14 protein-coding genes are annotated in these 19,859 nt (G+C 36.0%); 10 read left to right on the top strand and 4 right to left on the bottom strand.

Annotation, left to right across the window (positions count from 1 at the left end):
- Positions 1 to 9: 9 nt before the first annotated feature.
- Together RDV53_RS08925 and RDV53_RS08930 are read left to right on the top strand one after the other, a co-directional pair.
- Positions 10 to 1,317, top strand: coding sequence for an NCS2 family permease (locus RDV53_RS08925; RefSeq protein ID WP_005696057.1), 1,308 nt, complete (start codon positions 10 to 12; stop codon positions 1,315 to 1,317).
- Between the two features lie 61 nt (positions 1,318 to 1,378).
- The gene (locus tag RDV53_RS08930; RefSeq protein ID WP_005696059.1) at positions 1,379 to 1,735 is read left to right on the top strand and encodes a DsrE/DsrF/TusD sulfur relay family protein; all 357 of its coding nucleotides are present in this window, start codon (positions 1,379 to 1,381) and stop codon (positions 1,733 to 1,735) included.
- Positions 1,736 to 1,815: 80 nt separating this feature from the next.
- Here the strand turns inward: RDV53_RS08930 and RDV53_RS08935 are convergent, their stop codons facing one another.
- The 4 genes from RDV53_RS08935 to RDV53_RS08950 all read right to left on the bottom strand — a co-directional run bounded on the left by RDV53_RS08935 (position 1,816) and on the right by RDV53_RS08950 (position 9,225).
- A complete protein-coding gene (locus RDV53_RS08935; RefSeq protein WP_005696060.1) occupies positions 1,816 to 4,911 on the bottom strand; it encodes a type I restriction endonuclease subunit R in 3,096 nt (1,031 codons plus the stop codon).
- Between the two features lie 346 nt (positions 4,912 to 5,257).
- Positions 5,258 to 6,535: an AAA family ATPase gene (locus RDV53_RS08940; protein WP_005696063.1), complete on the bottom strand. Its 1,278-nt coding sequence runs from the start codon at positions 6,533 to 6,535 to the stop codon at positions 5,258 to 5,260.
- Between the two features lies 1 nt (position 6,536).
- Complete coding sequence (locus RDV53_RS08945; protein WP_005696064.1) at positions 6,537 to 7,673, bottom strand: restriction endonuclease subunit S; 1,137 nt, start codon at positions 7,671 to 7,673, stop codon at positions 6,537 to 6,539.
- A 7-nt stretch (positions 7,674 to 7,680) separates the two neighbouring features.
- Positions 7,681 to 9,225 carry a type I restriction-modification system subunit M gene (locus tag RDV53_RS08950; RefSeq protein ID WP_005696065.1) on the bottom strand — a complete coding sequence of 515 codons (1,545 nt, stop codon included), beginning with the start codon at positions 9,223 to 9,225 and terminating at the stop codon, positions 7,681 to 7,683.
- A 137-nt stretch (positions 9,226 to 9,362) separates the two neighbouring features.
- Between RDV53_RS08950 and recB the strand changes: the two genes are divergently transcribed.
- From recB to RDV53_RS08990, 8 genes are all read left to right on the top strand, one after another.
- Positions 9,363 to 13,004 carry an exodeoxyribonuclease V subunit beta gene (recB, locus tag RDV53_RS08955; RefSeq protein WP_005696066.1) on the top strand — a complete coding sequence of 1,214 codons (3,642 nt, stop codon included), beginning with the start codon at positions 9,363 to 9,365 and terminating at the stop codon, positions 13,002 to 13,004.
- A complete protein-coding gene (recD, locus tag RDV53_RS08960; protein WP_005696067.1) occupies positions 13,004 to 14,938 on the top strand; it encodes an exodeoxyribonuclease V subunit alpha in 1,935 nt (644 codons plus the stop codon). The genes recB and recD overlap by 1 nt, the downstream gene beginning before the upstream one ends.
- Positions 14,939 to 14,941: 3 nt before the next feature.
- Positions 14,942 to 15,589 carry a glutaredoxin 2 gene (gene grxB, locus RDV53_RS08965; protein WP_005696068.1) on the top strand — a complete coding sequence of 216 codons (648 nt, stop codon included), beginning with the start codon at positions 14,942 to 14,944 and terminating at the stop codon, positions 15,587 to 15,589.
- A 387-nt stretch (positions 15,590 to 15,976) separates the two neighbouring features.
- Positions 15,977 to 16,621: a tetratricopeptide repeat protein gene (locus RDV53_RS08970; RefSeq protein WP_005696069.1), complete on the top strand. Its 645-nt coding sequence runs from the start codon at positions 15,977 to 15,979 to the stop codon at positions 16,619 to 16,621.
- A gap of 116 nt (positions 16,622 to 16,737) precedes the next feature.
- The gene (locus RDV53_RS08975) at positions 16,738 to 17,508 is read left to right on the top strand and encodes a threonine/serine exporter family protein (protein WP_005696071.1); all 771 of its coding nucleotides are present in this window, start codon (positions 16,738 to 16,740) and stop codon (positions 17,506 to 17,508) included.
- Between the two features lie 4 nt (positions 17,509 to 17,512).
- Positions 17,513 to 17,974: a threonine/serine exporter family protein gene (locus RDV53_RS08980; RefSeq protein ID WP_005696072.1), complete on the top strand. Its 462-nt coding sequence runs from the start codon at positions 17,513 to 17,515 to the stop codon at positions 17,972 to 17,974.
- Positions 17,975 to 18,180: 206 nt separating this feature from the next.
- Positions 18,181 to 18,456, top strand: a complete 276-nt coding sequence (locus tag RDV53_RS08985) for a YceK/YidQ family lipoprotein (RefSeq protein ID WP_005696073.1) — start codon at positions 18,181 to 18,183, stop codon at positions 18,454 to 18,456.
- Positions 18,457 to 18,541: 85 nt separating this feature from the next.
- The gene (locus RDV53_RS08990; RefSeq protein WP_005696074.1) at positions 18,542 to 19,798 is read left to right on the top strand and encodes a tetratricopeptide repeat protein; all 1,257 of its coding nucleotides are present in this window, start codon (positions 18,542 to 18,544) and stop codon (positions 19,796 to 19,798) included.
- The last annotated feature ends 61 nt before the right edge of the window (positions 19,799 to 19,859 follow it).

Below are 19,859 nucleotides of genomic sequence, written 5' to 3' on the forward strand. Positions count from 1 at the left end.
GGGAAGACTATGCAACAATCTTTACTTGAACGCCTTTTTTCGATTAAAGAAAAGGGCAGTACCACTAAAACCGAAATTATTGCCGGTATTACCACCTTCTTTACCATGGTGTATATTGTGTTTGTGAACCCATCCGTATTAGGTGATGCGGGAATGGATAAGCAAGTTGTTTTTGTGACCACTTGTTTAATTGCCGCACTCGGCACCATTGCGATGGGATTATTCAGTAATTTACCTATCGCCCTTGCGCCAGCTATGGGACTCAATGCGTTCTTTGCTTATGTAGTCGTTGGTAAGCTTGGTTATTCTTGGGAAGTAGGCATGGGCACCATTTTCTGGGGTTCGATTGGTTTATTTGTTCTCACCCTATTCCAAATCCGTTATTGGTTAATGGCCTCGATTCCGCTTTCACTGCGCGTGGGAATCGGCGCAGGTATCGGCTTTTTTATTGCCTTAATTGGCTTTAAAAATATGGGGTTGGTTGTAGCAAATCCTGCAACCTTAGTGGCATTAGGCAATTTACATGATCCGAAAATTCTACTTGGAGTATTAGGTTTCTTCATTATCGTAGTTTTAGCGGCTCGTAATATTTTCTCTGGTGTTTTAATTTCTATCGCGGTAGTAACTGGCTTAGCGCTTTTAATTGATGACCAAGTTACTTTCCATGGCATTGTTTCTATGCCACCAAGCTTAGGTGCAGTTGTGGGTAAAGTGGATATTGCTGGTGCTTTAGATACGGCTTTGCTAGGCATTATTTTCTCTTTCCTTTTAGTAAATCTATTTGACTCATCAGGTACGTTATTAGGTGTAACTGATAAAGCAGGTTTCAGCGATGAAAAAGGTCGTTTTCCAAAAATGAAACAAGCTCTTTATGTAGATAGCGTGAGTGCGGTAGTAGGTTCTTATATTGGAACATCCGCTATTAGTACCTATATCGAAAGTGGTGCAGGGGTTTCAGTCGGTGGTAGAACAGGTTTAACAGCAGTAACAGTTGGTATTTTATTCTTACTCACCATTTTCTTTTCACCATTAGCGAGTGTGGTACCGACTTATGCAACCGCAGGAGCATTAGTCTATGTAGGGATTTTAATGGCATCTAGTCTTATTCGTGTACACTGGGATGATTTAACCGAAGCAACACCTGCCTTTATCACAGCAGCGATGATGCCATTTACTTATTCTATTACTGAAGGTATCGCATTTGGCTTTATTAGTTATTGCGTCATGAAGGCCTGTACAGGTAGAATACGAGAGGTCAATGCCCCAGTGTGGGTGGTGTCTTTATTATTTGTGGCCAAGTTCGTTTGGGTTGGCTGATTTCATAAAGGCGTAATTTATTACGCCTTCATTTTTATAGCATTGTAACAAGGAGTGCGTCATGCAAAATATTCTTTTTATCGTCAATGATTCCACATATAGCGGAGAAAAAACCTTCAACGCTGTTCGTTTCGCCATCAATATGAAAGAAGAGCACAGCAAGGATGTGAATATTAAATTGTTCTGCTTTTCTGATGCGATTTTATGCGGTATTGCGGGGCAAAACCCAAATGAAGGTTTCAATATCCAACAACTTATCGACATTTTAGCGGCACAAGGTGCTGAAATTAAATTATGCACCAGCTGCGTAAAAGCACGTGGTTTATTAGATGCTAAATTAATTGACGGCGTGACCCTTGGTACTTTAGATGATGTTTCAGAATGGACATTATGGGCGGATAAAGTTTTAACGTTCTAATTTCTGATAAAACTGACAAAATAAAAAGGTGCAATCATATAGAGTGCACCTTTTAAATTCTATATAGTTGGTTTAAGTTTTTAAACCTCGCCACCAATCCCAACAAACTTCTCAACAAAGGCAACGATCTTTTGGAAAATGCTTTGTTTTTTCGTGAGATATTGCGGATTAAGCGGACTCATTTTCGGTAGGGCATCATTTAAATCCGTACCTTGTTCGCTAGCATATCCGCGTTTTAAGGATACGTTAATATAACGCTTCGCAGCATCGATATTCAGACCTTCATTGCTAATTAATTCGTCAGCTTCTTTCTGTTGCTCTTTTTGGGCAAACTGGAAGAAGGATTCAATAATACCAGCTTTATCGACTATGCTATCTAAGTCAGTTTGATTGATAAAATCTACGATCAAACTTTCTTTGGCTCGATTACCTAGGCTAGCTCTGATTGTGGTTCGAATTTCATCAATCAGTTCAGCTTTATTTTTCATTTTTTTGTTGTGTTCAAAAATCAATTCTAAGATGTAATCTAGATTGATTTCTTGGGATTTTAATAAATCCACTTCAAACACCACGTCGTCCCAATCAATGGTCGATTTTGCTTTTTCCTCGCCATCTTTTTGACGACGGAGCCAGTCCCGAATATCGTTGTAAGTCGAACGGTAATTTTGAATGCGGCGTTCGCTTGGCATATCAATAGGTTGCATTTCAGCAAAAGCTTCGTCCGTTAAATAATATTTTTCTTTAAAGGCTTCAACGGCTTTTGCATCACTGGTATCGAGTGATTGAAATGCTTGTAAAGCAGCGAACTCATCATAGTTTTGCAGAATATTTTCAACTCGCAAATATTCACCAAATAATTTTACAAAGTCTTTCTTGTCTTTTTCTGTTTGAATTTCATCTGGATCCGGGAAGCGTTCTTGCAACTCTGCAATAACCTCTAAATACCCACGACGGGCAACACCTGCATCGGTAAAGCCTTCCATATATTCTTGGTAACTTTTTTCTAATACGATATGGTGCGTATTGGATTTACCGAAAAGGGTAATCGCATCAATGGTATCTTGTTCCAAATCCCGGAAAGTGACGATATTGCCAAAATTTTTGGTGCTGTTGTAAATGCGGTTTGTACGAGAATAAGCTTGAATCAAACCATGGTAACGTAAGTTTTTATCTACAAATAACGTGTTTAAGGTTGGTGCATCAAAACCGGTTAAAAACATTCCAACGACAATTAGTAAATCCACTTCTTTGTTTTTGACGCGTTTGGCGAGATCTCGATAGTAGTTTTGGAACGATTTAGTGTCTACATCATAATTAGTTTTAAAATAGCCGTTATAATCATCAATAGCCGATTTTAAAAATTCCTTAGCAGAGGAATTCATCGCATCCACTTCAAAACTTTCATCGACAATATCTCCAATCGCATCCTGTTCTTCGTTTGCAGCAAAAGAGAAGATCGTTGCAATCTTCAATGGATTTGGAATTGCACTTTGCAAACGTTTAAAAGTTTGGTAATAAGCTTTGGCCGCATCCACGCTACTTACTGCAAACATGGCATTAAAGCCATTATTACCCACATTAAAACGATGGGTCTTTTGTTTAAAATTATCTAAAACATATTGGGCGATTTGTTCAATTCGTTCAGGATGTAAAAAGGCTAGTTTCTTCTCAAGTGCGGTCAGTTTTTCAAGATTTTTTTCAGTTTCAATACTCTTAAATTGTGGACGAACATCATTGTAATCCACTTTAAATTTCAGCACTTTTTCATCACGAATCGCATCGGTAATAATGTAAGAATGAAGTTTAACACCAAAAACACTCTCTGTTGTTTCTGCACCTAACGAGTTAGTTGGAAAAATTGGTGTGCCGGTAAAACCAAATTGATAGTATTTTTGGAATTTACTCGTTAGATTTTTTTGTGCTTCACCAAATTGAGAACGATGACATTCATCAAAGATAAAGACGACCTCTTTATCGTAAATCGGTAATCCATCTTCTGATTTCATCAGATTATTGAGTTTTTGAATGGTGGTAACAATGATCTTATTATCGTCTTTCTCGATATTGCGTTTTAGCCCAGCCGTACTTTCCGAACCATTTACACTATCAGGTGAAAAGCGTTGGTATTCTTTCATGGTTTGATAGTCCAAATCCTTTCTATCAACTACGAAGAATACTTTTTCAATAAAGTCTAATTCCGTTGCAAGGCGTGCAGCTTTAAAGCTGGTGAGCGTTTTACCTGAGCCAGTGGTGTGCCAAATGTAGCCGCCGCTTTCTTTATTGTTCCTATTTTTCACTAGATATGAGCTTTTAATTTTCCATAAAATACGCTCGGTGGCAGCAATTTGATAGGGGCGCATAATCAATAGGGTGTCGGAAACATCAAACACGCAGTAATTCACCAACACATTGAGCAGAGTATGTTTTTGTAGAAAAGTCTCTGTAAAATCCTTTAAATCTTTAATCAGAGTATTTTTCGCTGTTGCCCAATTCATTGTGAAATCATAGCTATTCTTATCTCGCTTGGTGGTATTGGCAAAGTAGCGGGTATCTGTGCCATTAGAAATGACAAAAATCTGAATATATTTAAAGAGCGAATTTTCTTTATTAAAGCTTTCTTTGCTGTAACGATGAATTTGATTAAAGGCTTCACGAATAGCCACGCCACGTTTTTTTAATTCAATATGTACAAGCGGTAAACCATTCACCAAAATTGTCACATCATAACGATTGTCATAGCTGCCGCTTTGCTCAAATTGATTGATAACTTGCACAGCGTTATTGGCAAGATTTTTCTTATCAAGCAAATAGATGTTCTGAATGCGTCCATTATCAAACACAAAATCGTAAATATAATCATTGTGAATTTTACGGGTTTTCTCAATGAGGCTATCACTTTGTTTGTCCAAGTACTCTTCTAAAAAACGTTGCCATTCCGCATCTGAGAAAACCACATTATTTAATCGCTGTAATTGAATACGTAAATTTTTAATCAGTTCCCCGTGATTATTAAGCTCTTGTAAATACTCATAGCCTTGTGCCCGTAAATCACGAATCAACTCTCGCTCAAGGCTACCTTCTGTTTGATAACCAGCATTGGGTTCTTCCACGAACTTATTATATTGATCTAAAACGATAAAGTGATTGGATTCGACGATTTTGGAATAGTCATTCATAAAATTTTACCAACTTAAATTTTACCAAGTTTAATGAAATTACTTCTAAAGTGATATTTTTTACATATATGTTCTTCTACTAAATTTTTAAGAACGCGCTTATCATTAGATAAAATATATACAGTCTCCTCATCTGAATGCTTTGAATGGCTTGATAAGTTAACTATTCTATTCATATATAGATCTGGGCCACTACTATCTTGAGGTAACACATTTTTCATTTCTCTATAGCCAAGAAATGTAGCAAGCTTCTCGAGTATATTTCTAATCAGATTAAAATGATACTTTTCCACTTGACAATCTTCAATGTTTTTTTCTTTAAAGAATGAAATTTTAAACTCGTGATCTAAAACATGATTTTTTTTATAAAGAATGTATCTTCTTTTATTTTATCATTAACTTGCTGGTAGAAAATAGATAGTTTTTTATCATCTATTTTCCCGCCATTTAATATATTTACTATGTTGTCATTCAACATTTTTGTTTTATTTAATAAGTCTACCACATTAATGCTTAATATTTTTCTTGTGTTTTTGGTTAGCTTGAATTCTTTATTTTTTCTTGTTTTTATTTTTTTGTCTAATGATCTAGCTATTTCTTTATTTATATTATCATTCAGAATGTCTCTAATATAATATATTGGATTTTTATTTGATAATAGCCACATGTCATATTCTGAAGTGTTTAAAAAGTTTTCTTCTTTATATTTAAAATCATTTTCTATATTAAGAAGAAATTCTTTTAAAAATTCTTTTGGTTGAATTTCTTTCTTAAAAATATCCTCAAGTTTATGAAATAAATGAACCTGATAAGTGAAAGGGGAGTCATTGTTTTGCTGGTATAAATTATGAGTATTATTTTCTGTTTTCTCAAGCCTAAATGTTCCACGTTTCTTATTTTTTAATCTACTAGTCTCGTTATATAGAATGTTATAAAATAAAGGATTATGTGTAGTGATAATAAATTTTATAGTATTGGGACTATCTTTGACTAATTTTGCTAAATCAACCGCCAACTGAATAAGATGATTTTCATCCAATGAACTTACTGGATCATCAATAAAAATATATTTAAGCTCATCAAATTCATTAGTAGTGCGTTCACTAGGCTCTGGGATATTTAATTCTGCAACAACTTGTTCAATTAACGTATGAAAAATACTCCAAATAAAATTACTTTCTTCCCCCTTCGATAGTTTTATATTTTCTTCAGGCGTATTATCTCCACGCGCAAAGCTGAATGTAATTTGATTATTTTCAATATCAAATTTAGGCATAAGTTTTTCATCACAATAATGATGAAATTTTCCAATTACTTTACCTTCATCCCCTTGATCTTTAATCAGCCAACGAATAAAAGAATTTGGTTGAATCTTTAATTTGGGGTCGGTGTCATTAACTAGATCATTATCCCAATAGAATAAATCTTCGGTAAATGCATTGAAATAAAGTATTTTTCTTCGTGTTAGATCTTCTTCATTGCCATGATTTTCTTTAGGTGCGATAAGATCCTTAAAGACTTTTGATAAACGGGTTTTTCCAGTTCCATTAAAGGCGTAAATTAGATTAACATTTTTATCAGAATCTTTTAATTGTTTTGCAATTTCGTCTAAACTTTTAGTCATATTATTCTCTGCCTGGGAAATTCAATAATAATTCTCTGTAATACTCATACCGCTTTTGGCTTTGCTCAATCGCTAAAGGCAAGCCTTCGGTGATTGAATTGGTTAAGGTTTCAAATTTATCTAAGATTGAAACGATGTGTTGTTGTTTAGGAATACTAGGAATTGGTATTTTAATGCTATTTAGATTCTTCTTATTTAATTTTGGCTGAGCAGCACCTGAAATATAAGGAGTTAAATCTATTTTATTTAAATAAAATTCAATGAATCGACGTTCTTCGTAAGAGTTAAATTTTAGAATATGCGCATGATTATTTACCCATATTTTTCCAGTGGCACTAAATGCAATAGGCGTATTTCTAGCTAATAAATTAGCCCCATCTTCAGAAATAAGTAAAAAATCTCCATCAAATATGTAATCCTCTACATAATCAACAATACCAGAAGCTCCATAATAAGGAATTTTACCTGAAGTACGTAAGCCACTTGTAATAGGTTTTCTTTTAGAATCTAAATTTTCTGAAATTTGATCTAGAGTTTTCCACTCAAACCCAACCTTCCCAAGTTCTTCTTCACTTAATAATTTCTCCCGATAGTATTCATACTGCTTCCGACGTAGTGTAAGTTCGCTGGTAAGTTCGCTGGTAAGCGCTGTCAATGCATCCAAAATTTTTACGATTTCGGTTTGGACGGAGAGTGGGGGGATGGGGATTAATTTATTAGCATAATTAGAAATCCATTGACGTTTATGATCACCATCAATTTGGTTATTTGGTAATGTGTTTAACCAATAATAAATATATTTTAATAAAGCAAATTTTTCATTTTTGGATGTTATCATTTTCATTGCTGATGATTTTGCTTTAAAGTCAAAATCAACCCATTTATTTGCTGTTGTAAAATCATCAAAAATTATCACTGGTGATTTTGATGCAAAATATATCCCTTCATCTTCATTCGTATATCCCAGAATGAATGTTTTCCCAGCAGTTAATACTGGGGTTGGATAATTATCATTGTACACTGTTGAATTAACAAGGTATTTAGTGGGTTGTTCATAATCGGCAACATCGCCTAGTGGTATCCATTTTACCTCAGCCCCATCCAATAATTTTTCTAAAAAAGTGCGGTTATTTTTCATGGTATTTTTACCCCTCAATCTCCGCCACAATTTTGTCAATTTCTACACGTAAGCGGTCGATATTGGCAACGGTTTGCTTAATTTCTGCGTTGAGTTTATCGATATCAATGACTTCTCGGGTGTCTTTTTGCTCCACATAAGAACTCACCGCAAGGTTGTATTCATTGTTAACGATTTCTTCAAAGGACACGGATTTGGCCAAATGCGGCACATCTTCTTTATCGGCAAACAGTTTGAGAATTTGCTCAATATGTTCCGGTTCTAAACTGTTATTGGTGTCGGGTTTAAATAAACCGCTGGCATCAATAAATTGGGTTTGGGTATTGGGTTTATGTTTGGAAAGCACCAAAATATTCACCGCAATGCTAGTGCCGAAAAAAAGATTTGGCGCAAGCGCAATTACCGTTTCCACATAGTTATTATCCACCAAATATTGACGAATTTTTTGCTCCGCACCGCCACGATAAAAAATACCAGGGAAGGACACAATCGCCGCGCGACCTTTTGCCGAAAGATAACTTAACGCATGCAAAATAAAGGCAAAGTCCGCTTTAGATTTTGGTGCGAGTACGCCAGCAGGGGCGAAGCGTTCATCGTTAATTAGCGTTGGATCGTCTGAGCCAATCCATTTCACGGAGTAAGGCGGGTTAGAAACGATAGCATCAAAGGGTTTATCATCGCCGAATTGCGGATTCATTAAGGTGTTGCCAAGGGCGATATCAAACTTGTCATAGTTGATGTTATGCAAAAACATATTCATACGGGCAAGGTTGTAAGTGGTGTGATTGATTTCCTGCCCGAAGAACCCTTCTTCAATGATGTGTTCATCAAATTGTTTTTTTGCTTGCAATAATAAAGAACCCGAACCGGCAGCAGGGTCGTAAATTTTATTGACTTTGTCTTGTCCATATAAAGCCAGTCGAGCAATCAGCTTGGAAACGCATTGTGGTGTAAAGAACTCGCCCCCCGATTTACCGGCATTAGCAGCATAGTTGGAAATTAAAAATTCGTAAGCATCACCGAATAAATCAATATGATTATCTTCAAAGTCACCAAAATCTAACTCAGCAACGCCTTTTAATACATCGGCTAGGCGGCTGTTTTTATCGGCAACTGTATTACCCAAGCGGCTGCTAGTGGTATCAAAATCGGCAAATAAACCTTTGATATCCTGTTCGGAAGGGTAGCCAGTAGCAGAGTTTTCGATAGCTGTAAAAATGTTTTTTAGGTCTGTATTTAAATTCGGATTAGTGTTGGCTGTTGCCACGACATTTTTAAATAATTGGCTCGGGTAAATAAAATAGCCTTTTGCTTTGATGGTGTCTTCTTTGATGGCTGCAATAATAGGGTCGTCATCATTAAAAGTAGAATAATCAACGCTATCATCTCCACCTTCAATGTAGTTAGCAAAGTTTTCGCTGATAAAACGATAGAAAAGTGTACCTAAAACATATTGTTTAAAATCCCAACCATCGACGGAACCGCGTACATCATTAGCAATTTGCCAAATGCGGCGTTGAAGTTCTGCGCGTTGTTGAATTGCTGCTGCCATAAAATCCTCAGAATATTTTGTGTAATTATTAAGTTATAAATGTTCAAAATTATACAGGAAATAAATAATAACTAAATGAATTTCTATGGAAATTCCTCTACAATAGAAACACGCTAATGTTTCCAGAAAAATAAAAAATGAGCCAAAAATCAACCGCACTTAATGCCATTTCGTTGCCCTTGAATCAAGTCAATTTAATTGAAGCCTCTGCAGGTACAGGGAAAACCTATACTATCGGTTCTATCTATCTTCGTTTACTTTTACAAGCAGGCGAAAATTGTTTTTCTCGACCGTTAAATGTGGAAGAAATTTTGGTGGTAACCTTTACTGAAATGGCAACGGAAGATTTAAAACGTAAAATTCGGGAACGTTTAACGTCGGCAATTTCGGTTTTCTCTGAATATTATGAGACAAAAGATAAGGCGATTTTTACTGGGGAACATCAATTTTTAGCGGAATTGTTACCTTATTTAGAGGATATTCCGACTGCACTTCGTCGTTTAAAGCTGGCCGAACAAAATTTAGATTTAGCCTCCATTTATACCATTCACGGTTTTTGTCGTCGAATGTTAATGCAACATGCTTTTAATTCAGGCGTGCATTTCAATTTAAAACTTCTCAAAGATCAGTCTGATTTACTCAAGCAATTTGCGAATGAATTTTGGCGGGAGCATTTTTATGATTTACCTTTCCATTTGGCTGCATTTATCTCAAAAGAATTAAAGTCGCCAGAAGAGGTATTGAATGATTTAGGCTCAAATATTGGAAATGATTTTTCTGTACAACTTGATGAACCAGAACTGTTAGAACTGCCATTAAAAGAATTTTTGCAAAAAGATATCACTAGAAATGCGGAAATTATTGAAAAGATTAAAGACGCTTGGTTAGAAAGTGCGGTTGAAATTCGCGATCTTTTTGATGAAGAAGTCGTAAAAAAAGAGAAATCTTGTTTAAATGGTAAAACATATTCAAGTAAAACAATTTTATCTTTTGTGGATGAAGTCACCTCATGGGCAAAAAATAGAGCAGATATCACCTTAAATGAAACATTAGTAAAAAAATTTACGCAATCGGCTTTAGATAACGCCGTCAAAGCAGATTTTAAGAAAAAAGGGGTGAGAATAACACATCCTGCCTTTGAAGAGATTGAAGCTTTAATTGAAGAAATTCAACCAAGTGATTTATTTAAAAAAATCATTCTCTATCACTATCGTCAAGGTATTCAAAAGAAACTTCTTGAATACAAAGCGAATCATCCTGAAAAATCCTTTGATGATTTATTACGCTTATTGAAAGAAGCATTATATGGTGAGGGCGGAGAACAGTTAGCGGAATTAATTCGTTTTCAATATCCTTTTGCTATGATTGACGAGTTCCAAGATACGGATGCATTGCAGTATCAAATTTTCTCGAAAATTTATCACAATGAAACCGCGTCTGGTAATGTTGGCTTTATGATGATCGGAGATCCAAAACAGGCGATTTATCGTTTCCGTGGTGCCGATATTTTCACTTATTTAAAAGCAGCAGAAGAGGCGAGTCAGCGTTTTAATCTCGGCACAAACTACCGTTCATCCCAACCTTTAGTGGAAGGGGTAAATCGATTATTTGATTTTAAAAATGATCCCTTTATTTATAAAAATATTGAATTTTTAAATGTCGGCGCAGCCAAGAAAAATCTTGTTTTTCAGTTAAATAATCAGCCTGAGCCCGCCTTCCGTTTTTACATTAATGATAAAGACGAATCCACCCAGCAAGATTATGCGAAAGCTTGCGCGACATCGATTCAGCAATGGTTAAAAAGTGCGGCTGAAAATCCGGTTGTTTTTCCAAATGAAAGCAAAGCGGAAAATCAAATATTGCGAGCAGAAAATATTGCCGTTTTGGTGCGTGGTTATACCGAAGCGGATCTCGTGAAGAAAGAATTGCAAGCACTCGGTATCGCTTCGGTTTACCTTTCGGATAGGGGAAATGTCTTTGAGAGTAACACAGCAAAAGAACTAGCCTTGATTTTGCAAGCTTGTTTAAGCGTGACGGAACGCCCAATTTTAAATGCAATTGCGACCGCACTTTTCGGCTTAAATGCAGCTGAAATTCACCAAATTCACCAGGATGAAATTCAGTGGCAACGTTGGGCTGAAAAATTCGTAGAGTATCAACAAATTTGGCAACGCCAAGGCGTATTGCCGATGTTGCACCATTTACTTTTAGCTGAAAATATCACAGAAAAACTCTTATCTCGGCCTGATGGCGAACGAAAACTGACGGATTTATTACATTTGGCTGAAATTTTACAGCAAGCAGCGGCATTAAATGAAAGTGAAGCGGCATTATTGCGTTGGTTTGAAAAGCAAATTCAAGATGAAGGTCGTCAAGAAGCACAAATTCGTTTAGAAAGCGAACGTCAGTTAGTGAAGATTGTGACTATCCATAAATCGAAAGGGTTGGAATATGATTTAGTTTGGTTGCCATTTTTAGGAAATGCAGCAAAAGACCCAACTAAAAAGAAACTGTTTAATTTATATTACGATAAGAAACAAAACAAAACCTTGTGGGACATGCAAGATCAACACTTGGATGATTTGACCCAAGAAGTTTTTGCGGAAGAATTGCGTTTGCTTTATGTGGCATTAACCCGAGCAAAATACCAAATGGCCTTTGTATTACCGAAAGCCTTGGATAAAAAATGGAATGCTTTATTGTATGTTTTAACGCAAGGTGAAATTGGTCGAAAACTCGATTTGCCAAATAATTGGGATACTCAACCATTATTGGAAAAGTTTAAGCAGCTTTTACCAAATGATGTAGCGATTGAATTAACCGATGTGTTAAAAGCCAGTGAACCTCTTACCTTAAATATTTCTCAAGAAAATTTAAGTGCGGAAATTTTCCAAGGTGAAATTGAACAAGATTGGCGAGTGACGAGCTTTAGTGGCATTGAACAAACACATCAACGCAAAGCTTATTTGAATGAAAGTGCGGTGAAAAAATCGCTCATTTTTGACGATGCGAAAGATTATGATGCGTCGATTTCAACAGAAAATATCACTGAAAATCTGACCGCACTTGCTCATGATAACGATGAAATGGTTTTAGATTTTCCACGGGGAACACAAATCGGTACGTTATTACATCGTTATTTTGAAAAGGTGCCTTTTGCTCAACTGGCTGAGAAAGAAAACATTGAAAAATTATGTCAGGATTTGAATCTTGTAGAAGAGCAGTTTGTAGCAGTTCAACAGTGGTTTGAACAAATACTCAGTACACCAATTTTGTCAAACGATGATTTTACCCTTGCACAAATTAACGAAAAACAATGCTTAAAAGAGTTGGCGTTTTATCTCAATATCACAAGCCATTTTGATGTCGTAGGTTTTAATCGAGCGTTAGCAACTTGGCATCATTTGCCGTCAGAACCGTTACAGTTTGATGATATTCAAGGTATGGTGCGAGGTACAATGGACTTAGTTTTTAGTCATCAAGATAAATATTATTTGCTTGATTACAAATCGAATTTCTTGGGTGAAATATTAAAGGATTACGATCAAGCTGCATTGAAAAAAGCCATATTAGAACATCATTATGATTGGCAATATTTGTTGTATGTGGTGGCATTACACCGTTATTTAAAAACACGTTTGCCTCACTACGATTACAACCGAGATTTTGGTGGTGTGGTCTATGCATTTTTACGAGGAATGAATGGTTCGCCACAATCGGGCATCTTTTTTGATAAACCAGATTGGCAATTAATCCAACAATTAGAGGAATTATTTTAATGTTAAGCCTATTAAAATCCTTGCAAGAACAAGGTGTGATTACTCAAGGCGATTATTATTTTGCTCAATTAATTGCGGATAAACAAAAAGATAAAGGCTATGCCGAGCCCGTCCAAAATTTAGCGATTTTATTAGCCGCACTTTGCAACTGGAGCTATACACAAGGCAATACTTGTTGTGTGTTAGATCGTTTCTTAGAACGTAATTTATTTGGTTTGGCTTATCGCCATACTGAAGCGGATTTTTTGTTGCTGATCAATGACAAGATCGGTTCGCTTCCAGTATCCAAATGGCAATCAGCCTTAGCGGGGCATATTGCTTTTACACAAGATCCTGAAAATCAGATTGCGCCTCTCGCATTTCAATTTGGGGCGATTTATTTCTATCGAGCCTGGCAAGATGAGTTCCGCGTTGCGCAATATGTTAAAAACGCCTTGAAAAATGATCGCACTTTATCAGTAGAACCGCAACAAATTCGGGCATTATTAGATCGTTATTTTCCTCAACAACAAGCGCAAGTTGATTGGCAAAAAGTAGCAGTCGCAACGGCGGTAAAAAGCCCATTTTCTGTGATTACAGGTGGCCCTGGAACAGGGAAAACAACGACAGTCACTCGCTTGTTATGTGTATTACAGGAATTATTTGGTGGCAAACTTCATATTAAATTGGTTGCGCCAACGGGAAAAGCGACGGCTCGTTTAACGGAATCCATCGAAAACGCCTTGGCACAAATGCCGATTTCAGATGAGTTACGTGCCTCCATTCCTAAAACTGCAGAAACGTTGCATCGTTTACTAGGCGTTCGACCTTTTACCGATAGCGTGAAATATCATGCACATAATCCACTGCAAATCGATGTACTAGTAGTGGATGAAACCTCAATGATTGATTTGCCTATGATGGCGAAACTTGTGCAAGCGTTGAAACCCGAAACGCGTTTGATTTTATTGGGCGACCAAGCTCAATTGGCTTCTGTTGAAGCGGGGGCAGTATTAGGTGAAATTGCACAGTTTTTAACGCAAGATTATAGCCCTACTCAAGCCGATTATATCTATGCAACAACAGGCTATACTGTTCCAACTGGGGGGGAGCATAGTCCGTTGCGCGATACCATTTGCCATTTAACCTTTAGTCGTCGTTTCCGAGATGAGTCGGGCATTAAACAACTTGCAGCGCAAATTCAACAAGGAAAAGGTGAGGGTAGTGTGGCAACCTTTGCGGAATATCCACAAGAGTTGCATTTCCACCATTTTGATGAAGAGCAAGATGTTAAAGAATCTGTTCGCCAAGTGGTGAAAAGTGCGGTTGAAAATTACCGTGTTTATTTAACGCAACTTCAAACTTATTTTGCTCAGAAGAAAGATCTCAATGCAAAATTTATAGATGAAAAGGGTAATGAGAAAACTTATGCAGAAGCGATTTTAGACCGTTTTAATTCGGTGAGATTTTTGACCGCACTTCGCGCTTCAGCATTAGGTGTGGAAGAATTAAATCGTGAAATTGCCTTGGCATTGCGTGCAGAAAAACTACTTTGGTTCCGCCAAGAAGATGATTGGTATATCGGTAAGCCAATTATGATTACAGAAAACGATCATAATGTGAAACTGTATAACGGTGATATTGGCTTGTGTTTAGCTAAAGGCAAAGTATGGTTCGGCAATAGAGAAGTTTCGACCAGTCGTATTCCTGCTCACGATCCTGCGTTTATGATGACGATTCATAAATCCCAAGGTTCGGAATTTGATCATACGGTTATGGTGTTACCAACAGAACCCAATCCAGTGCTTTCACGAGAGCTGGTATTTACCGGTGTTACCCGTGCGAAAAATCAACTTTCCGTATTTGCCAATCAAAAAATCTGGCAAAGTGCGGTCAGAAATACGGTAAAAAGACAAAGTGGATTAGGAAAGTTATTACAGGAAAAAGAGGAGTAAAAAATGAAATTATATGTTTATGATCATTGCCCGTTTTGTGTGCGAGCCCGCATGATTTTCGGTTTAAAAAATCTGCCGGTAGAACTTGTGGTGCTCGCAAATGATGATGAAGCAACACCGATTGGTTTAGTGGGTAAAAAAGTTGTACCGATTCTTGTCAAAGAAGATGGAACTGCGATGCCGGAAAGTTTGGATATCGTGCATTATGTAGATGAATATTTTGGTGAAAAAATTTTATCTGAACACGTTCGTCCTGAAATTGAAACATGGTTAAAAGAAGTTGGCAGTTATTATGGTCATCTTACGACTGCACGCTTTACACAAATCGGTTTAGCAGAATTTGAAACCCAAAGTGCGGTTGATTATTTCACTAAAAAGAAAACGGAATTTATTGGTGATTTTGCAGAAAATATTGCGAAGACCGAAACCTATCTTGCTCGCTTAAAAGGAGATTTAGAGAAATTAACCGTATTGATTCAATCTGAAAATGCGTTAAACGGCCAACTTTCTCTTGAAGATATTATCGTTTTCCCTGTATTACGAAATCTGACTTGTGTGAAAGACATCGAATTCCCACCAGCAGTTTTAGCTTATATCACGAATATGGCTAAATTAAGTGATGTGCCATTATATTTTGATAAAGCTGTTTAATCTTGGTGATACATAAGCTTTGGAAATACTGAAATTTTGACTATGGTTTATAGGTGTGGTCATTTTTTCAGTATTTTTATTTATCGGTTTATAACCTCTAACGTTCATTTTAATTTCCCATCATTTTGATGAAGAGCAAAATGTTAAAGAATCTGTTTGATAAGTGGTGAAAAGTGCGGTCGAAAATTACCGTGTTTATTTAACTCAACTTCAAACTTATTTTGCTCAGAAGAAAGATCTCAGTGCAAAACTTAGATAATAATGATTGAAGCCTCATCTATTCGACATCTACATGCTAAAATGACAAAATATTTCCAACTTTACACTTTCAATTATTGTGAAAAAAACAGAATATTAAAAATGACTTCATTAAATAAGGAAACCAACATGAAATTGACAAAAACACTTCTCACTACAGCTATTCTAGGCTTTTCACTTGCTTCTTGCCATTCAACAGGTTTGACAAATACACCGGACCAACAGCTTGATCAAGGTTTTGAAGCGGTCAAAAAAGGAGATTACCAAACAGCGTTGAAACTTTGGAAGCCTCTGGCTGATCAAGGGGATGCAAGAGCTCAATATAATTTAGGCCTTATGTATCGTAATGGAAATGGTATACAAGACGATGTTGAAGCAGCAAAATGGTTTCGAAAAGCAGCGGAAAACGGGGATGTAAAAGCTCAACATAATTTGGGCATGATGTATGCGAAAGGAGAGGGCGTAGAACAAGATTATGTTGAAGCGGTGAAATGGTACCGAAAAGCAGCGGATCAAGGGGGGCTACGTTCTCAATATAGTTTGGGCGTGATGTATTATAATGGAGTAGGTGTAAAACAAGATTATGTTGAAGCAGCGAAATGGTACCGAAAAGCGGCGGATAAAGGATATACAATGGCTCAATTTAATTTGGGCCTGATGTATCGCGATGGAGAAGGTGTAAAACAAAATAGAACTGTAGCCAAAGAATGGTTGGGTAAGGCTTGTGATAGTGGTGATAAAAAAGGTTGTTTGTATTATAAAAAATTAAAATAAGGTGAATTGTAATATTTCCTAACTTTGACTTGGATCATAGGTACAGTCATTTTTTCAGTATTTTTTATTTATCGATCTATAATCTTTTACGTCTATTTTAATAAGAGCGTAAAGATATGGAGCAAGAATATCAGCGTGCGGTTACCCGAATTTGTGTGCAAACCGCCTTGTTATTATTACAACATGGAGCAGAAAGTGCTGTTGTTGTGCAAATGGCACAGCGATTGGGAGTTGCCTTAGGCATTGAAAGCGTGGAGTGTGCTTTAACGGCAAATGCCGTATTACTTACCACACTTTCCAAACAACATTGTATTACCACTATACGTAAGAATGTTGATAAAGGCATTAATATGCAAATCGTTACAGATGTTCAACGTATTGTGATTGCGGTAGAGCGTCGTTTATATGATTTATCGATGGCACAAACGAAACTGGATAAATTAAAACCACTAAGATATAACCGTTATTTGGTGGTTTTTATGATTGGTTTATCTTGCGCCTCTTTTGCTCATCTTTCTGGCGGTGATATGACAATTTGTATAATTACCTTTATTGCTTCCGCCATCGCCATGTTTGTTCGACAAGAAATTTCTAAACGTCATTACAATCCACTCATCGTTTTTGCTATTACCGCATTTGTTGCCTCACTTATTTCAGGTATGAGTTTGAAATATAGTTTAGGCAACGATCCCCATATCGCATTAGCTTCTAGCGTTTTATTGCTCGTTCCAGGATTCCCATTAATTAATTCACTTGCGGATATTTTGAAAGGATATGTCAATATGGGATTAGGTCGATGGACCATAGCCACCGTTCTCACCTTTGGTGCTTGTTTAGGTATCGTCTTTGCATTAAATCTTTTAAATATTGTTTCTTGGGTGGGGTAATTAGATGCTTTTACTGAATTTACTCGATGATATGTTTTTTGCAGCCATCCCGGCAGTAGGATTTGCTTTAGCATTTAATGTTCCCCCTAAGGCCTTAATGTACTGTGCTATTTTAGGAGCACTTGGACATATCACAAGAACCTTATTACTATACTTTGGTTTGCCTATTGTTTTTTCTACCTTTTTTGCAACTTGTGTCATTGGCTTTATTGGCGTACATTTGTCTCATCGTTATTTAGCTCACCCAAAGGTTTTCACTGTTGCCGCAATTATTCCAATGATTCCTGGTGTTCAGGCTTATAAAGCCATGATTGCTATTGTACAAATTCATCATTATGGATTTTCCGATAAATTATTTGAGCAAATGATTAGTTCTTTTATCAATACCAGTTTTATTTTAGGTGCTCTTGTTTTTGGTTTAGCCTTGCCAGGATTATTGTTTTATAGACAAAAGCCTGTCGTATAAAAGTGAAGTGTTTTGATAAGAGATCGAATAATTTTAGTATAAGGGCATGTTTAACATGCCCTTATCTTTTTATAATCAGATCATTAACTCGTCCATTTTTATTTTATATTTGAATTTGTTGTTATTCTTCTTGAGTAGTTGAGTAAACAACTATATTATTCACCCCTATTATATTTAATAAACATTATCTTTTGGGAATTTAATTTATGAAAATTTTAAATAAATCGTTTCTTTTGGCTATGATGTTGCCTTTAACTGGGTGTGGTACCTTAATGACTTTAGATCAACCAGAGGTTTATAGTGGTGTTCAAGAAGATGTTTCTCGTCTTACCTTTTCTAAAACCGCTCCAGCAGGAGATGTTGGTGAGGCCTTTGGTACAATTCTTTTTTATCCATTTATCATTATTGATGTTCCATTAAGTTTCGTTGGCGATACCTTAATGTTGCCAGTTAAGGGTATTCAAAAATTATCACAAGATTAATTTCAAATAAAGAGCGGTTAGATTTCACGATGTTTTTATAACATAAAGTAGAAATATAACCGCTCTTAAAATAGAAGGAATAAAAATGCTTAATCTTACTGCAACTATCATTGCAACTATTATTGCCGCAAGCACATTAAACTCACTTCCTAAGTTATCACAAGAACATACTAGTGATATAACTTCAATGACACAGGAACAACGTATTAAAAAAGCAAAAGCGCTTTATGAGAAAGGTTTTGATTATGAATATGGGATCACTAAAATGGTTGATCGTACTTTAGCGGATAAATTTTTAAAAGATGCTGCTGATTTAGATGACGCTGATGCCCTATTTTTCTTAGGGATGAATGCGATAGATAATGGCGATCTTGAACAAGCTAGAAAATATGCTGATTCTGCTATTGAACTAGGAAACATGGCAGGAAAATTTATATTGGGAGAAATTTCCGAACAGGAAGATTTAGGGAATTCTGAAGAACTATATTCGGCTGGTTTTAAAGCATTAAAAGAAAAGATTAAACAGGGCGATTTACATTATTCCAATGTACTTGGCTATGCTTACCGTTTCGGTATCGGCACTGAAGAGAATATTAAACAGGCAATTAAAGTTTTTACCCCTTCAGCTGAGCAAGGTAATGCGATGTCATTAGGACATTTAAGTGAACTTTATCTTGAACAAGATAAAATTGAAAAAGCTAAACCACTTATGCTGAAAGCGGCTGAAAAAAATAATGATGTGGCACAATACAATTTAGGTTATAGCATTTATGAAGCGGGCTCAGAAGAATCACTTTATTGGCTAAATAGAGCGGCTGAAAATAATAACCTCCAAGCCATCATGTATTTAGCGAGTTATTATCATAATCAGGATATAAAAAAAGCGATTTATTATTATCAAAAAGGTGCTGAATTAAATGATTCTCAGGCTATGCTTGAATTAAGTTATTTATATGAAAATGGCGAAGGTGTAGAAAAGGATGATAAGAAAGCCATTGAATTATTAGAAGAAGCGTTTCGATTACAGAATGTAGAAGCGATGAATGAGCTTTCTATTCGCTATTTAGAAGGTAGAGGTGTAGAACGAAATTATGAAATGGCAGAAGCGTTATTTAATAACATAATTTCATTGGATGAAAGTTTAAGTGAAAAAGAAAAAGCGCCATATAATTTATATTATCAATTTGCAGAACGTTATGAAGAATTTGCCAAAGATGATAATGCAGCATTAGAAGCTTATAAACAAGGGTACGAAATTGAAAAGAAAGAAACCAAACGAGATAATAAAGAAATTAAAGCCAAAATTAAAGCATTAGAAGCAAAATTAAATAAGAAAAAATAATGAAAGTGCGGTTAAATTTCACCGAATTTTGCAAATACAAGGAAGAAATTTAACCGCTTGT

The sequence above is a fragment of the Haemophilus parainfluenzae ATCC 33392 genome, from assembly GCF_031191205.1.
Lineage (GTDB): Bacteria > Pseudomonadota > Gammaproteobacteria > Enterobacterales > Pasteurellaceae > Haemophilus_D > Haemophilus_D parainfluenzae.

What these genes read in the sequence shown, in the direction of transcription:
- RDV53_RS08975 (WP_005696071.1), top strand. Translation starts at nt 16,738, where the DNA reads ATGGAGCAAGAATATCAGCGTGCGGTTACCCGAATTTGTGTGCAAACC.
- RDV53_RS08950 (WP_005696065.1), bottom strand. Translation starts at nt 9,225, where the DNA reads ATGGCAGCAGCAATTCAACAACGCGCAGAACTTCAACGCCGCATTTGG.
- RDV53_RS08990 (WP_005696074.1), top strand. Translation starts at nt 18,542, where the DNA reads ATGCTTAATCTTACTGCAACTATCATTGCAACTATTATTGCCGCAAGC.
- grxB (WP_005696068.1), top strand. Translation starts at nt 14,942, where the DNA reads ATGAAATTATATGTTTATGATCATTGCCCGTTTTGTGTGCGAGCCCGC.
- RDV53_RS08985 (WP_005696073.1), top strand. Translation starts at nt 18,181, where the DNA reads ATGAAAATTTTAAATAAATCGTTTCTTTTGGCTATGATGTTGCCTTTA.
- RDV53_RS08970 (WP_005696069.1), top strand. Translation starts at nt 15,977, where the DNA reads ATGAAATTGACAAAAACACTTCTCACTACAGCTATTCTAGGCTTTTCA.
- RDV53_RS08935 (WP_005696060.1), bottom strand. Translation starts at nt 4,911, where the DNA reads ATGAATGACTATTCCAAAATCGTCGAATCCAATCACTTTATCGTTTTA.
- RDV53_RS08980 (WP_005696072.1), top strand. Translation starts at nt 17,513, where the DNA reads ATGCTTTTACTGAATTTACTCGATGATATGTTTTTTGCAGCCATCCCG.
- RDV53_RS08940 (WP_005696063.1), bottom strand. Translation starts at nt 6,535, where the DNA reads ATGACTAAAAGTTTAGACGAAATTGCAAAACAATTAAAAGATTCTGAT.
- RDV53_RS08930 (WP_005696059.1), top strand. Translation starts at nt 1,379, where the DNA reads ATGCAAAATATTCTTTTTATCGTCAATGATTCCACATATAGCGGAGAA.
- recD (WP_005696067.1), top strand. Translation starts at nt 13,004, where the DNA reads ATGTTAAGCCTATTAAAATCCTTGCAAGAACAAGGTGTGATTACTCAA.
- recB (WP_005696066.1), top strand. Translation starts at nt 9,363, where the DNA reads ATGAGCCAAAAATCAACCGCACTTAATGCCATTTCGTTGCCCTTGAAT.
- RDV53_RS08945 (WP_005696064.1), bottom strand. Translation starts at nt 7,673, where the DNA reads ATGAAAAATAACCGCACTTTTTTAGAAAAATTATTGGATGGGGCTGAG.
- RDV53_RS08925 (WP_005696057.1), top strand. Translation starts at nt 10, where the DNA reads ATGCAACAATCTTTACTTGAACGCCTTTTTTCGATTAAAGAAAAGGGC.